General features: G+C 65.8%; 13 protein-coding genes. 9 read left to right on the top strand and 4 right to left on the bottom strand.

The window, feature by feature from the left end:
• Window positions 1-10: 10 nt before the first annotated feature.
• From ABDW49_RS15375 to ABDW49_RS15365, 3 genes are read right to left on the bottom strand one after another with little or no spacing between them, the layout of a single operon-like run.
• On the bottom strand, window positions 11-2,335 hold the full coding sequence (locus ABDW49_RS15375; protein WP_343612885.1) for a glycoside hydrolase family 3 C-terminal domain-containing protein: 2,325 nt from the start codon (window positions 2,333-2,335) through the stop codon (window positions 11-13).
• Complete coding sequence (locus tag ABDW49_RS15370) at window positions 2,332-2,901, bottom strand: NAD(P)H-dependent oxidoreductase (RefSeq protein WP_343612884.1); 570 nt, start codon at window positions 2,899-2,901, stop codon at window positions 2,332-2,334. Before ABDW49_RS15370 ends, ABDW49_RS15375 begins: the two co-directional genes overlap by 4 nt.
• Window positions 2,901-3,998, bottom strand: coding sequence for an LLM class flavin-dependent oxidoreductase (locus ABDW49_RS15365; protein WP_343612883.1), 1,098 nt, complete (start codon window positions 3,996-3,998; stop codon window positions 2,901-2,903). Before ABDW49_RS15365 ends, ABDW49_RS15370 begins: the two co-directional genes overlap by 1 nt.
• Before the next feature lie 396 nt (window positions 3,999-4,394).
• On the opposite strand from ABDW49_RS15365, the gene ABDW49_RS15360 reads away from it, so the two are divergent.
• The 8 genes from ABDW49_RS15360 (at window position 4,395) to ABDW49_RS15325 (ending at window position 11,077) form a co-directional block, all read left to right on the top strand.
• Window positions 4,395-5,054, top strand: a complete 660-nt coding sequence (locus ABDW49_RS15360; protein WP_343612882.1) for a helix-turn-helix domain-containing protein — start codon at window positions 4,395-4,397, stop codon at window positions 5,052-5,054.
• Window positions 5,055-5,169: 115 nt separating this feature from the next.
• Window positions 5,170-6,225, top strand: a complete 1,056-nt coding sequence (locus tag ABDW49_RS15355) for a sugar phosphate isomerase/epimerase (protein WP_343612881.1) — start codon at window positions 5,170-5,172, stop codon at window positions 6,223-6,225.
• A complete protein-coding gene (locus ABDW49_RS15350; RefSeq protein ID WP_343612880.1) occupies window positions 6,222-6,836 on the top strand; it encodes a gluconate 2-dehydrogenase subunit 3 family protein in 615 nt (204 codons plus the stop codon). Before ABDW49_RS15355 ends, ABDW49_RS15350 begins: the two co-directional genes overlap by 4 nt.
• Window positions 6,837-6,840: 4 nt before the next feature.
• Window positions 6,841-8,529, top strand: coding sequence for a GMC family oxidoreductase (locus tag ABDW49_RS15345; RefSeq protein ID WP_343612879.1), 1,689 nt, complete (start codon window positions 6,841-6,843; stop codon window positions 8,527-8,529).
• Between the two features lie 41 nt (window positions 8,530-8,570).
• Window positions 8,571-8,942, top strand: a complete 372-nt coding sequence (locus ABDW49_RS15340) for a c-type cytochrome (RefSeq protein WP_343612878.1) — start codon at window positions 8,571-8,573, stop codon at window positions 8,940-8,942.
• Between the two features lie 33 nt (window positions 8,943-8,975).
• On the top strand, window positions 8,976-10,391 hold the full coding sequence (locus tag ABDW49_RS15335; RefSeq protein ID WP_343612877.1) for an MFS transporter: 1,416 nt from the start codon (window positions 8,976-8,978) through the stop codon (window positions 10,389-10,391).
• Window positions 10,392-10,433: 42 nt separating this feature from the next.
• Window positions 10,434-10,751 carry a hypothetical protein gene (locus tag ABDW49_RS15330; RefSeq protein WP_343612876.1) on the top strand — a complete coding sequence of 106 codons (318 nt, stop codon included), beginning with the start codon at window positions 10,434-10,436 and terminating at the stop codon, window positions 10,749-10,751.
• Window positions 10,748-11,077, top strand: a complete 330-nt coding sequence (locus ABDW49_RS15325) for a hypothetical protein (protein WP_343612875.1) — start codon at window positions 10,748-10,750, stop codon at window positions 11,075-11,077. Before ABDW49_RS15330 ends, ABDW49_RS15325 begins: the two co-directional genes overlap by 4 nt.
• On the opposite strand, the gene cls is transcribed toward ABDW49_RS15325, so the two are convergent.
• Window positions 11,074-12,534: a cardiolipin synthase gene (gene cls / locus ABDW49_RS15320; protein ID WP_343612874.1), complete on the bottom strand. Its 1,461-nt coding sequence runs from the start codon at window positions 12,532-12,534 to the stop codon at window positions 11,074-11,076. The two genes, ABDW49_RS15325 and cls, sit on opposite strands and share 4 nt — an antisense overlap.
• A gap of 60 nt (window positions 12,535-12,594) precedes the next feature.
• Here cls and ABDW49_RS15315 point away from each other — a divergent pair, with 60 nt between their 5' ends.
• Window positions 12,595-13,311 carry an endonuclease/exonuclease/phosphatase family protein gene (locus ABDW49_RS15315; protein ID WP_343612873.1) on the top strand — a complete coding sequence of 239 codons (717 nt, stop codon included), beginning with the start codon at window positions 12,595-12,597 and terminating at the stop codon, window positions 13,309-13,311.
• Window positions 13,312-13,313: the final 2 nt, after the last annotated feature.

The raw sequence follows: 13,313 nt of genomic DNA, 5'->3' as shown, positions 1-13,313 counted from the left end.
CCCTTTTGTTTTACAGCGTGACGGTGAACACCGTGTCGCGGCTGCTGCGCGCCACATCGACGGGCAGGCCACCGGGCAGTTGCTGCCAGCCGCCGTTCCAGATGCGCAGCATGCGCGGTTCGATGGGGACGAAGAGATCCGCTTCCTCGCCCGGCTCCAGATGGGCCTTGGCAAAGCCGATCAGCGCCAACGCGGGCTGCTGGCGATAGAGCTGCACCACCTCGCTGCCGGGGCGAGTGCCCTTGTTGCGCAGGCGGACGGTGATGCCGCCCTGCGCAGGCGTTGCCGACAGCCAGTCGAAGCTGGTGTAGCCTTGCCCCTCGCCAAAGGCGTAAAGCGCCTCCACACCCCTGGCCGCCAGACCGCGATAGCCGATGGCGATGCCTTCGCTGTAGGGCAGATTGCCTTGCCCATCGGGCGTCAGGCCCAGCGCCGGGTAATCCTGCTCCGCGCGGGCCAGCGTCACGGGCAGGCGCCCGCCCGGTTCGCGCGCGCCGGTCAGCACATCGGCCAGTGCCGGGCCAAAGCCTTCGCCCGGATACCACGCCAGCATCAGCGCGGCCGCCTGAGCACCCCATGTCGCGTCAAAGGCATGGCCGATATTGGCTACGATCGCCGTGCGCGGATTGGCCGCGCAGACGGCCTCGATCAGGCGGATTTGGTCCTCGGGGAGGCGCGTGTCGGGGCGATCCTTGCTCTCCACGCTGGAGTCCGAGGTTTCGCCCACCATCAGGATCACGGTGTCGGCCTCGCGGGCAGCCTGCACCGCGCGCTCCAGCATCGCCTGAGCGCTATCGGGACCGCGCACGCCGTACCACAGACCATGGACGCGGGCGCCGTCATAGTGGAACTCCACCTCGACCAGCGCCTTGACCCCGGCCTCCAGATGCAGCGTCGCGCTTTCGGCGTCGCCGCGCTTCAGGCTGCCCATCACGTCGCGGGCGGCCATCTTCTCGCGCTTGTCGATCAGCGTCTCGCCATCGACGCAGAGGCGCACCATGCCGGTGGCGCCCGCGTAGAAGCGATGTTCGCCGGTGGTTTCAGGCGTGAACCAGCCGCTGGCGCGGATGGCGGCGGGGGCGTCGAACACGCCCTGATCATGGACGCCCACGAACCACACCAGCGAATTGGTGTCGCGCGTTTCGCTGCTGATCGGCGGCTGGCTCATGTCGGAGCTGGCGAAATAGTCGACCGTCATGCCGCGTGCCGCATCGCCCGAGATCGGGCTGACCGGCATGGCGGGCAGGCGGGGCTGCGGATCGACGCCGGGCTCATAGACCAGCCCCGGACAGGCCGCGCGCAAGGCTTCGAGCGGGCGGATGGCATCGGGCGACAGCGCGATCTTGGCAAAGGTGCCGCCCTGATAGCAGGGGTTGGCGGCATTGGGCCCGATCAGCGCGATCTTGCCGCCGGGGGCGAGGGGCAGCAGCTTGCCCTCGTTCTTCAGCAGCACCATGCCGGCGGCGGCGGCCTCGACCAACACCGTTTCGGTGTCGAGCCTGGGCAAGGTTTTCTGCGCGCCAAAGCGGCGTGCGGCATGGGCCACGCGCTGCGCGGCATCGGCAAGGCGTTCGGCCGTGGCGTCGCCTGCTTCCACCGCTGCCAGCGTATGGGCGCCCATAAAGCGCGCCGGGCCGGGCATTTCCAGATCGAGCCCGCCCTTCAGGCTGCCCAGCGTGTCATGCGTGCCGAACCAGTCGCTGATCAGCGGGCCATCAAAGCCCCATTCCTGCTTGACGATGGTGGTGATCTGGCCGTGTTCGGCGCAATAGGTGCCGTTGACGCGGTTGTAGGCGGTCAGCATCGCCCCGGCGCCCGCCGCCGCGCAGAGTTCGAAAGGCAGCAGATAGACTTCGCGCAAGGTGCGTTCGTCGACCACGGCGTTCATATGGTCGCGGTCGGTCTCGCTGTCGTTGCAGACCAGATGTTTGGGGCAGGCGCCGGTGCCGGTGCTCTGCAGCCCCTGCACCCATGCCGCGCCCAGCACGCCCGCCAGCAGCGGGTCTTCCGAGAAATATTCGAAAGCGCGCCCGGCCAGCGGGCTGCGCGCCAGATTGACATTGGGGGCCAGCACCATGTCCACGCCGCGCGCCACCGCTTCCCCGCCGACCAGCGAACCGACGCGCCGCGCCAGATCGACATCGAAGCTGGCGCCCAGCAAGGTGGCGCAGGGGCTGAGCAGGGCGACATCGCGCTCATCCACCCGCCCGCTGGCAATGCCCATCGGGCCGTCGCTGAGGGTGAGGGAGGGGATGCCGGCTTCGGGCACGGCGGCCGTGGTCCACATGCTGGCCCCGGCGGTGAGGCGGGCCTGATCTGCGAGAGGAAGCGTCATGCGGGGATGTTCTCCAGAGAGAAGCTCATGATCTGGCGGGCCATCAGCGTGACCTGAGCGGCGATGCCGTCATCCACCAGCGCGCCATCGGGGCCGAAAGGCTTCTGCTCGATGGAGTTGATGGCCAGCCCCACCGGCGTCGGCCAGCCGCGCATGGCATGCACGATGCCGCGCAGCGCGCCCAGCGTGACCCCGCCCGCCTGCCAACCCGCCGCCGAGACGATCAGCCCCACCGGCATGCCGTCCCAATAGACGCGGGCGTCGGTGCGCGTGTCTTCCAGCAGGTCGATCGCGTTCTTCACCAGACCCGAGAGGCCGCCATGGTAACCGGGCGTGCCGATTACCAGAGCATCGGCCTGTCGCACGGCGTTGACCAGAGCGATCTGTTCCGGGGTGCGCTGCGGGCTTTCGGGGTTGAAATGGGGCAGGGCGGCCAAGGCTGGCCCGTCGAACATATGCGTTTCGGCGCCCAGCGCTTCGCAGGCGGACAGCACGCTGCGCACCAGCCGCTCGCTGGAGGAGCCCAGGCGGAAGGTTCCGCCCAACCCGACGATCTTGCGCGCCATTACTTGAACGCCGGCATGACATGCTGCGAGAGCAGGCGCAGCGTCTGTTCACCATAGGCCAGGCGCTGCTGCGTCAGCGGACCGGTGGTGGTGCCGCACAGAATGTTGCCGATGCCCAGCTCCTGATAGGGCTTCAGGTGCTCGATCACCGTCTCGGGCGAGCCATAGAGGCACCAGGTGCCGATCCAGTCGTCGGTCAGCGCATTGGGGGTGCGGTCGGTCTTCTTGTTGGCGCTGTCGGCCTCGGCGCGATTGTTGAACTCGGCCTCGCGCTCCACCGCGTCCTGATAGGAGCGCAGGATGACCTCCAGTTCCTCGCGGGCCTGTTCGTCGGTTTCGGCGATATGCACGACCTGATAGGTGTGCGTCGTCCAGTCGAGCGCGCTGCGCACAATTTCATCGCTGTGGCCGGCCTCCATCAGGAAGCCCTTGTAGATGTCGAACCACTTTTTCACATGGGTGAAAGGCTCGGTGCCGCCGATCTTGGGGGGCGTGAAGGCGGGGATAAAGGCGGGCCAGCCATTGGCGGCGGCGCGGCGGCTGCTCGCTTCCTTCATGGCGACGGGCATCAGGCGGGCGTGGCCCTTGGAGTAGGGCGCGGGGGCGATGCGCTGCAGCACGCGGCCCTTGTGCGGCCCGTTTTCGAAGTCGATCGCGGGGTCTTCCATCGCCTTGGCCCAGAGCTGCTCGGCCAGTTCGAGGTTGCGGTCCGAGACGGCGCCCGCATCGCGGTAATCGACGCCGAAACCGATCATTTCCTCAGGCGTGGTGCCGCTGCCCACGCCCACCAGCAGCTTGCCGTCGGTGAGCTGGTCGAGGATGTTGATGCGCTCCACAAAGCGGATCGGGTGATGCAGCGGCACCGAGACCACCGAAAAGCCGAAATGCATCTGCGGCAGCTTTGCGGCCAGATAGGAGGCGAACATGAAGCTGTCCGAGGCCACGGGCATATAGCCGTTGAAGTGGTGGTCGGGCATGAAGATCGCGTCGAAGCCCTGCGCGGCGGCGCTGGTGGCATGGGCTGTCAGATCCTGGATCAGCCCGCGATCCTCCTGCGGCGACATCGAACGGGCATTCAGAAAGACCGAAAAGCGCATGGTAGTCCTCATGGGGTTGAAGCTGTGAAAAGGGTGGTGTCGTGATGCGCCGGGCGGCGCTTCGGACGGTCACGGTTGGGCAAAAGGCGCCGATGAAGGCGGACCGGCGGGTGCCGGCGCTGTTTGCTGTGTCTCTCCCGATCGATTGTCCGTGACGATCACGACGCGTTATCAGAATTACTATTCTAATTTGTGGGACCGTGCAACCCCGATTTTTTCGCTTGGTTTTTCGCGGGGATGGGGAGGTTCTGGGTGCCGCTGCTGCGCAATATGAACAGGCGTGGTACGCCGATTGGCAGGCTGCGGTGCCGTCCGAAATCAACATAAAAGTAGAATTGTGATTCGTGTTTGTCGAGTCCCGGTTGACGCGCCGCTGTCATTTGCCGACAAAGCGGTATGACAAAAGACGATGTTGGCCTTGCCACCGCCCTGCGCGCTCCTGTTCAAGGGCGCAGCAAGGCTTCCTACGAACGGATGCTCGCCGCCGCCGAGGCTCTGCTGATCGAGCGTGGGAACGATGAGTTCACGCTGCTGGAGGTGAGCAAGAAGGGCAAGGTCTCGATCGGTTCGATCTACAACCGTTTCGAGAGCAAGGATGCCTTGCTGCATGCCGTGCAACTGCGCGTGCTGGAGCAGTTGGACACCGCGATGTTCGCGCGGATCGGGCAGGCACGGGCCGGGCATGCCGCGCTGCCCTCGCTGGTGGTGGCGCTGGTCGAGACGCTGGCGGAGACCTTGCGCGAATTTGGTCCGCAGATGCGGCCACTGATGGCGCGGGCCTCGACCGATGCGCTGGTCGCCTCGGTGGGCAAGGCCTCCTATATGGGCACGGCCAATGCCATCAAGGAGGCGCTGCTGGACCATCGCGGCGAGATGAAGGTGAAGGACCCGGAGCGCGCGGTCGATAGCACCTTCCGCATCCTTTATGCCGCGATTGCGCGTTATCTGGGCTTCGGCACCATCAGCACCTCGGCCTGGGAAGGCGACTGGCTGGTGCTGAAAAAGGATCTTGCGCAGATGATCGCCGCCTTTTTGATGAGCGATGCGCTGATGTGAAGCCTGCGGGCGACGGCGCCTGATTTGGCCGATTGACTCTCCTCTCATTTACGCCATTATTAGAATGAAAGTTCTGATAATGCTTCGCGAAGAATCGCATGAAGCGGGGAGAGACATGAGAACCATCAAGGGGCCGGGCATCTTCCTGGCACAATTCCTGGGCGATACGGCGCCATTCAACACGCTGTCGGGTCTTGCCGACTGGGCGGCGGGTCTGGGTTACAAGGGCCTGCAGATCCCGGCTGACCGGCGCCTGTTCGATCTGGAGAAGGCCGCCGACAGCCAAGCCTATTGCGACGACATCAAGGGGATGCTGGCCGACAAAGGCCTGGAGATCACCGAGCTGTCGACCCATCTGCAAGGCCAGTTGGTGGCGGTACATCCCGCCTTCGATCCTCAATTCGACGGCTTCGCCGCGCCGCATGTGCGCGGCAATCCCGCGGCGCGTCAGGCATGGGCTGTCGAGCAGGTGAAGCTGGCGGCAGTGGCCTCACGCCGTCTGGGACTGACCACCCATGCTAGCTTCTCCGGCGCGCTGGCGTGGCCCTATGTCTATCCCTGGCCGCAGCGTCCCGCCGGTCTGGTGGAAGACGCTTTCGATGAGCTGGCCCGCCGCTGGAAGCCGATCCTCGATGTCTATGAGGACAATGGCGTCGACATCGGCTTCGAACTGCATCCCGGCGAAGATCTGCACGATGGCGTGACCTTCGAGATGTTCCTCGACCGCGTGGGCAATCATCCGCGCGCGAACATTCTCTATGATCCCAGCCATTTCGTGCTGCAGCATCTCGATTATCTGGCCTTTATCGACATCTATCACGAGCGCATCAAATGCTTCCATGTGAAGGATGCCGAGCTGCGCCCCAATGGCCGCAGCGGCGTCTATGGCGGCTATCAGAGCTGGGTGGACCGGCCGGGACGCTTCCGCTCGCTGGGCGATGGGCAGGTCGATTTCACGCAGATCTTCAGCAAGATGGCGCAGTATGACTATGCCGGCTGGGCCGTGCTGGAGTGGGAATGCGCCCTCAAGCATCCCGAGGATGGCGCGGCAGAAGGCGCGCCCTTTATCGCGCAACATATCATCCGCACCACGCCCCATGCCTTCGACGATTTCGCCAAATCCGGCGCCGATCGCGCGCTCAACCAAAAGCTGATGGGACTTCAGCCATGACCCCCTGGAACCGACGCGAATTCCTCAGCGCGGCAGGCCTGTGGGCCGCAGCATTGGGCACCACGCCGGGCCGCCTGCTGGCCGCTCTGCCTGCCGGAGAGGCGCCCACCGCGCAGCAAAGCGCCATGCTCAAGGAGGTCAGCCAGTTGGTGATCCCCCGCACCACCACCGCGGGTGCGGGCGAGGTTGGCACCGGGGCTTTCCTCAGCCTCGCACTGGCGCATGGGCTGAAAGGCACGCGCGCGCCGGTGAAGGATGCGCCTGCCGGATGGCCGCTGCGCGCCGATGGCTCGCTGCGCCATGACCTGTGGCTGCAGCAGGAGCTGAACCGCCGCGCCAAGGGCGACTTCATGGCCCAGACCCCGGCGCAGCGCCACGCCTTGCTCGCGGCTCTGGATGCGGAGGCTTTCCCCGCTGGCCCGCCACCCGCGCAACCCTCGCCATGGCGCGCGATCAAGACGCTGATCCTCACCGGCTATTACACCAGCGAGGAAGGCGGCTCGAAGGAGCTGCGTTACGACCCCGTCCCCGGCCGCTGGGACAATGACATCCCTCTGCACAAGGGCGACCGCGCCTGGTCCAGCGACTGGACCGCCGTGGATTTTGGATAAAGCCATGACCAATCACGATTTTGACGCCATCGTTGTCGGCTCCGGCATCACCGGGGGCCTCGCCGCCAAGCAACTGACCGAGGCCGGTCTGAAGGTGCTGATGCTCGAACGCGGACGCCCCATCGAACATGGCGCCGACTACACCACCGAGATGAAAACACCCTGGGAGATGCCGTTCCGGGGCGAGGGCGATGCTGCGCTCTATGCGCGCGACTATCCGGTGCAGCAATTGAACCGGCACTTCACCGAATTCACCCAGAACCACTTCGTCAACGATGCCCAGAATCCCTACGAAGTTGGTGAGGGCGCCTTCACATGGTTCCGCTCCTATCAAATGGGCGGGCGTTCGCTGACCTGGGGGCGCCAGTGCTATCGCTGGTCGGACTATGATTTCGGCGCCAACAAGCGCGACGGCCACGGCACCGACTGGCCTATCCGCTATGCCGATCTGGCGCCTTGGTATGACAAGGTGGAAGAGTTCGTGGGCGTGTCCGGCGCCAGGGAAGGGCTGGCCCAGCTTCCCGACGGCCATTTCCAGCCGCCGATGGCGCTCAACGCCGTCGAACAGGCTGTGCGCGAACGCATCCTGAAGCAATGGCCCGACCGCTGCCTCACCGTGGGCCGCACCGCCAACCTCACCGAGGCCAAGCCCGAACTGGGGCGCGGACCCTGCCAGTATCGCAACATCTGCATGCGCGGCTGCTCCTTCGGCGCCTATTTCTCGACGCAATCCAGCACCTTGCCCGCCGCCACCGCGACCGGGCGGCTGACCGTCATCACCAATGCTCAGGTCGAGAAGGTCGATTACGATCCGGCCACCAGGCGCGTTACCGGCGTGCGCTGGATCGACACGCAGACCAAGGCGCGCAAGAGCGCCACCGCGCGGATGGTGTTCCTCAACGCGGGCGCCTTCAACTCGGTGCATCTGCTGCTCAATTCGGCCAGCGAGGCGATGCCGGGTGGCTTGGCGAATGGCAGCGGCGTGCTGGGCACCCATATCATGGACCATGCCAACACGCTCTCGGCCGCCGCGATCATGCCCGGTTTCGAGGAGCACACCACCTTCGGCAACCGCCCCACCGGCATCGTGATCCCGCGCTTCCGCAATCTGGAGAAGCTGGACGGCGATGGTTTCACGCGGGGCTATTCCTTTCAGGGCGGCGCGCTGCAATCCACTTGGACAGCGGGCGAACGCGAGGCGGGCATCGGCGCGGAGTACAAGAACCATCTGCGCGAACCCGGCGCATGGCGCATGGTGCTGGTGGTCTTTGCCGAAAGCGTGCCGCGCGTGACCAACAGGCTGGCGCTGTCGAAAAAGCTCGATCCGCTGGGCGTGCCTCAGTTGGAGATCAGCTTCAACCACGGCAAGGAAGAAATGGCCGCTCTGGCCGACGCCAAGAAGGAGGCCGCGACCATGCTGACGGCGGCGGGCGGCCATGTGATCTTCGGCTTCGACCGCCCCGGCCCCGGCGGCACCGCGATCCATGAGATGGGCGGCGCGCGCATGGGCCATGACCCGGCGACAAGCGTGCTCAACAAATGGAGCCAGGCGCATCAGATCGATAATCTGTTCGTCACCGATGGCGCCCAGATGTCGTCGAGCGCCTGCCAGAACCCCTCGCTGACCTATATGGCGCTGACCGCCCGCGCGGCGGATTATGCCGTCACGCAGATGAAAGCGGGCGCGATCTGACGCGCCCGGCAACTCACCCCCCAAGATTGGATAGACCCATCATGACCCTGTTTCGTACCCTGCCGCTCGCGCTGGCTGCTCTGCTCACGCCCGCGCTGGCCTCGGCCCAGCCTGCCGTGGAGGGCGCCGCCATCTTCAAGCAGCAGTGCCAGATGTGCCACGTCAACACCAAGGGCGCCAAGCCCGCCATCGCCCCCAACGTCTTCGGCGTGGCCGGGCGCAAGGCCGGTTCGAGCGATTTCGCCAGCTATTCGCCCGCGCTGAAGTCCTCGGGCGTGGTGTGGAATACCGCCAATCTCGACCGCTTCCTCGCCGCGCCCGGCAAGATGGTGCCCGGCACGCGCATGGTCATCGCCATCCCCGATGCCAAGCGCCGCGCCGCCGTGGTCGCCTATCTGCAAGGCCTGAAATAAGGCACCAACAAAGAAGGCGGGGGGCCTTCCATCATGACCGTTCCAACCCTGTCGCACGGCCAGAAGACTCTGGCCGTGCTGACTCTGGTGATCGCGCTGGTGCTCGAGATCGTCGATCTCACCATCGTCAACACCGCTCTGCCTGCCATTCAGCACGATTACGCCGCCAGCCCGCAGGTCTCCGAATGGGTGGCGGCGGGCTATGCGCTCAGCTTTGCGATCTGCCTGATGCTGGGCGGCAGGCTGGGCGATGCGCTGGGCTATCGCCGCATGTTCGTGACCGGCGTCGCGGGCTTCACGCTGGCCTCGGTGCTGTGCGGTGTGGCGGGCAGCGGCGGGCAACTGGTCGCCGCGCGCATTCTGCAAGGGGTGACCGGAGCGCTGATGGCGCCGCAGTCGCTGGCGCTGATGCAGATCCTCTTCGACCCGCTCGAGCGTGTTCACAAGCTGGCGCTGTTCGGTGTGATCGGCGGGCTGGCGGCGATTGCCGGGCCCATTCTGGGCGGCTTGCTGATCCATGCCGATCTGTTTGGCCTTGGCTGGCGGATGATCTTTCTGGTCAATGCGCCGGTGGGGCTGGTCGCCATGCTGATGGGCCTGCGCTTTCTGCCTGCGATGCGTTCGCCCCATGGCAGCGGATTTGATCCGCTGGGGACGTTGCTGTTCGCGCTGGCCATTGCCGGTCTAGTCTGGCCGCTGATCGCCATGGAGCATGCCGGGCTCGGCCTGCCGGAACTGGCCAGCCTTGCGGCATCGGCCATCTGCTTTGCTTTGGGATGGCGTCATCTGCGGCAACGCAGCCGACAGGCTCAACCGGTGCTGTTCGCCCCCGACCTGTTTGCCGTGCCCAGCTTCCGTCTGGGCATCATCATCGCGGCCAGCTTCTCGCTGGCCAGCGGCGGCTTTCTGCTGATCTTCGCCTTCGCGCTTCAGGGCGAGCGCGGCCTGTCGCCGCTGCAGACCGGGCTGATGCATATGCCTTTCAGCCTTGGTGTGATGCTGGGCATCGGCGGCATCGGGCGCCGCTATCTGCCGCGTTTCGGGCGCTGGGTGCCCGCCGCCGGAGCCCTGGCGATGGCCGCCGCGGGCACAGGCGTGCTGCTGCTGGTGGGCCTGACGGGCTGCTCGCTGCTGGCGGCGCTGCCCTTGGTGGCGCTGACTGGCATGGGCATGGGCATGGCTTCGGGCAGCATCGGGCCGATCACCGTGGCCCATGTCGAGCCGGGCCATGCCGGAGCGGCGAGCGGCCTGCTCAAGACCAGCCAGCAATTGGGCACGGCGCTGGGTGTGGCGTTGATCGGCGGGGCCTATTTCGCCTCGCCGCGCTGGACGGGGGGCTCGGGCACGCTGGGCGCCTCGCTGGTGCTGGTGCCGGTGTTGCTGGGCTGCGCTCTGATGGCCGCGCGCTTGCCCGCGCGCCTGTTCGGGGAGCCGCGTCCTCACGCCTGAGAGAGGGCGTGACTTGGCGCTGCGATCGGGCGATAGGGTTGCATGGCTGAAACCTTGCTGACCGTGTTTGTCGTGGCCGCCGCCATCATCCTGCCGACGCTGCTGATGGCCTTGCTGGCCGGACGGCTGGGTGGCGTGGACAGGCCTTGGCTGGCGGTGATCGCCTGCGGTCTGGTCGTGCCGGGGGCGATGCTGCTCTATGTTTTCAGCCAGATGCATCGTGAGGGTGGCGTCGGCTATGGCGATGCCATGGGGTTGGGCGTGATTATGCTCTTGGCCGCCATGGTCTCGCCGGTGACGTTGCTGACATCCTTCCTGACGATCCGCCGCATGCGCCGCCGCAAGGCACCAGACCAATGATGCTGATCCTGCTGCTGGCCAGCCCGGTGATGGCGGTGCTGGGGCTTTATCTGCCGTTTCGCACCCTGTCGCAACGCGCGGCGGGGATTGGGGCGGCATGCCTCGGCCTGCTGATGCCGCTGCATGCGGTGGCGGGCTTCTGCTGGGTGGGCCCGTGGATTTTCGACCATAGCTCGGTCTGCGCGCTGCGCCACGACACGTTCGAGGGCGGCTGCGGCTATGGCGAATTCATCTTTATCACCATCATCGCTGTCGCCCAGCCCGCCGTGGCAACGCTGATCGGTGGGGCGCTGCTGTTCGCAATCGGGCGCAGCAGGCGCCGTTAAAGCAGCGGCCCGGCCAGCCGGAAGAGATTTTCCAGAAAATGCTGCCGCCAGGGCCTTTGCTTCCATGCGGCGGGATCGATCGCACTGCTGCGCGCGGCATAACCATCAAGGATGCCATCGAGTTGCGCGCTGGCCTGCGGTTCATAGAGGAGCAGGCTCATCTCCAGATTGAGGTAGAAGCTGCGCATGTCCATGTTGACGGTGCCGAAGACGGTGATGCTCTCGTCGATCAGCAGGGCCTTGGCATGCAGCAGCCCGCCGGTGAAGCGCAGGATCTCCACCCCCGCTTCCAGCAGGCTGTCGAAGGCGGACTGGCTGGCATATTGCGCCATGCGGCTGTCGCCCTTTTGCGGCACGATGATCTGCACCGCGATGCCGCGCTTGGCCGCCGAGGTCAGCGCCAGCAGCACCGCCTGATCGGGCACGAAATAGGGGGTGACGATGCGCACTCTTTGTCGCGCGTTGAAAATCCCCGCGACGATCACCTCATAGATCGTGGAGCTGGGCATTTCCGGGCCGGAGGGCAGCAGTTGCATCAGCATCCGCCCCTCGGGCAGGGGAGGCTTCTGCTGGTCGAAGGGCAGGGCGCGCAGGGCCTTATCGTCGATATCTGTGTCGGGCCGGTCGAGCAGATCATCGGCATGGAACACGCAGGCCAGCGCATCGACCATCTGCCCCTCGATCCGCATCATCAGGTCGATCCATTCGCCGACATGGGCATCGGCCTTGAAAAAATGCGGATCGACCAGATTGAAGCTGCCCATATAGGCCACCGCCCGGTCGCAGATGAGCTGCTTGCGATGGTTGCGCAGATCGGTGCGTTTCGAAAAATTGCGGATTGGCGCGACGGGCAGTGATCGCGTGACGCTGACTCCGGCCGCTTTCAGCCGCGCGGGCCAGTCCGAGCGAAAGAAGCCCTTGCTGCCGAAATCATCGGCCAGAATGCGGCAGGCAACGCCGCGTCCCGCCGCGCGCAGCACCGCCTCCAGCACCGCCTCCACGCGGCCGCGCGGGTCGATGATGTAGAACTCAAGGCAGCAGTCGCATCGCGCGGCGTCGATGTCGCTGGCCATGCGCTGCAGAATGTCGCCCGCGTCGCTCAGCAGCGTGTAGCGGTTATGCGAGAGCACGGGAAAGCCGCTGTCCCGCGCGATCGAAGCCGCCATCGCGTTGAAAGGCTGGGGGATTGCATCCACACTGGCCGCATCGGCGCGGGCGATGGCATAGGCCTTCTCGTAATAGCTGCGGATGCGGTGCCCCAGCTCCAGCCTGCGCCGCCCCAGATTGGGGGCGCCGAACAGCACATAGAGCACTGGCCCGCCGATCGGCATGGCGATCAGCACCACGATCCAGGCCAAGGCACTGTTCACCTGAAGCTTGCGATAGAGCACGCGCAGCGACAGGATGGTTGCGACCAGCACGTGGAGCATCAGCGGATATGAGACTGTCGGGAACAAGGTGGCTCCTTCGCAACTTCGCTTTATCGACCGTTGTGACGAAAAAAGGCTGACTGCGCCATGAAGTTGCTGACATGGAACATTCAGGCCGGCATCGGTACCAAGCGCTACCGGGATTATCTGTTCCACGCGCATCGGCAGGTGATCCACACCGCCGCCAAGACCGCGATCCTGCGCGAGATCGCGCGGGAGATCACCCCTTATGACGTGGTCTGCCTGCAGGAAGTGGATCTGGGCGGGCGGCGCGCGGGCTATCGCAGCCAGATCGAGCTGATCGCGGCGGCATCGGGCCATGGCTTTGTCGCGGTCCAGCAGAACCGGGTGATCCCCGGCGTGTCGCGCCACGGCAATGCGATCCTGAGCCGCTGGCCGCTGGAGATCGTGGAGGATCTGAAGCTGCCGGGCCGCGTGGCGGGGCGGGGCTGCCTGATCGTCGATGTGGCGGGGCCGGAGCGCCTGCGGGTGGCCTGCCTGCATCTCAGCCTTGGGGCGGCGGATCAGGCGGCGCAGCTTGCCGTCATCGCCAGAGGGCTGGCGCGGGCGCCGCGCTGGGTGGCGATGGGCGATTTCAATTGTGGCGGCGCCAGCGCGCCGATTGCCGGTTTCTGCGCGCTGACCGACGGGCGCCCGGCCGGAACGTCTCCGGCAAGCTGGCCTTCATGGCGGCCCCGGCGGGATTTTGACCATATCATCGCCAGCGGCGATCTGGCGCCGCTCGACTACCGCGCCGATCCGTTGACCCTGTCGGACCATCGCCCGATCTCGGCGCGGATTTGATG

It is taken from the genome of Novosphingobium sp. (assembly GCF_039595395.1).
Taxonomy (GTDB): Bacteria; Pseudomonadota; Alphaproteobacteria; order Sphingomonadales; family Sphingomonadaceae; genus Novosphingobium.
The sequence above is the reverse complement of the archived record's forward strand: the minus strand, read 5'-3'. Positions and strand labels throughout refer to the sequence as shown.

Bases quoted from the DNA above. Each gene is read 5' to 3' on its own strand.
- ABDW49_RS15375 (WP_343612885.1), bottom strand. From the start codon at position 2,335: ATGACGCTTCCTCTCGCAGATCAGGCCCGCCTCACCGCCGGGGCCAGC.
- ABDW49_RS15370 (WP_343612884.1), bottom strand. From the start codon at position 2,901: ATGGCGCGCAAGATCGTCGGGTTGGGCGGAACCTTCCGCCTGGGCTCC.
- ABDW49_RS15365 (WP_343612883.1), bottom strand. From the start codon at position 3,998: ATGCGCTTTTCGGTCTTTCTGAATGCCCGTTCGATGTCGCCGCAGGAG.
- ABDW49_RS15360 (WP_343612882.1), top strand. From the start codon at position 4,395: ATGACAAAAGACGATGTTGGCCTTGCCACCGCCCTGCGCGCTCCTGTT.
- ABDW49_RS15355 (WP_343612881.1), top strand. From the start codon at position 5,170: ATGAGAACCATCAAGGGGCCGGGCATCTTCCTGGCACAATTCCTGGGC.
- ABDW49_RS15350 (WP_343612880.1), top strand. From the start codon at position 6,222: ATGACCCCCTGGAACCGACGCGAATTCCTCAGCGCGGCAGGCCTGTGG.
- ABDW49_RS15345 (WP_343612879.1), top strand. From the start codon at position 6,841: ATGACCAATCACGATTTTGACGCCATCGTTGTCGGCTCCGGCATCACC.
- ABDW49_RS15340 (WP_343612878.1), top strand. From the start codon at position 8,571: ATGACCCTGTTTCGTACCCTGCCGCTCGCGCTGGCTGCTCTGCTCACG.
- ABDW49_RS15335 (WP_343612877.1), top strand. From the start codon at position 8,976: ATGACCGTTCCAACCCTGTCGCACGGCCAGAAGACTCTGGCCGTGCTG.
- ABDW49_RS15330 (WP_343612876.1), top strand. From the start codon at position 10,434: ATGGCTGAAACCTTGCTGACCGTGTTTGTCGTGGCCGCCGCCATCATC.
- ABDW49_RS15325 (WP_343612875.1), top strand. From the start codon at position 10,748: ATGATGCTGATCCTGCTGCTGGCCAGCCCGGTGATGGCGGTGCTGGGG.
- ABDW49_RS15315 (WP_343612873.1), top strand. From the start codon at position 12,595: ATGAAGTTGCTGACATGGAACATTCAGGCCGGCATCGGTACCAAGCGC.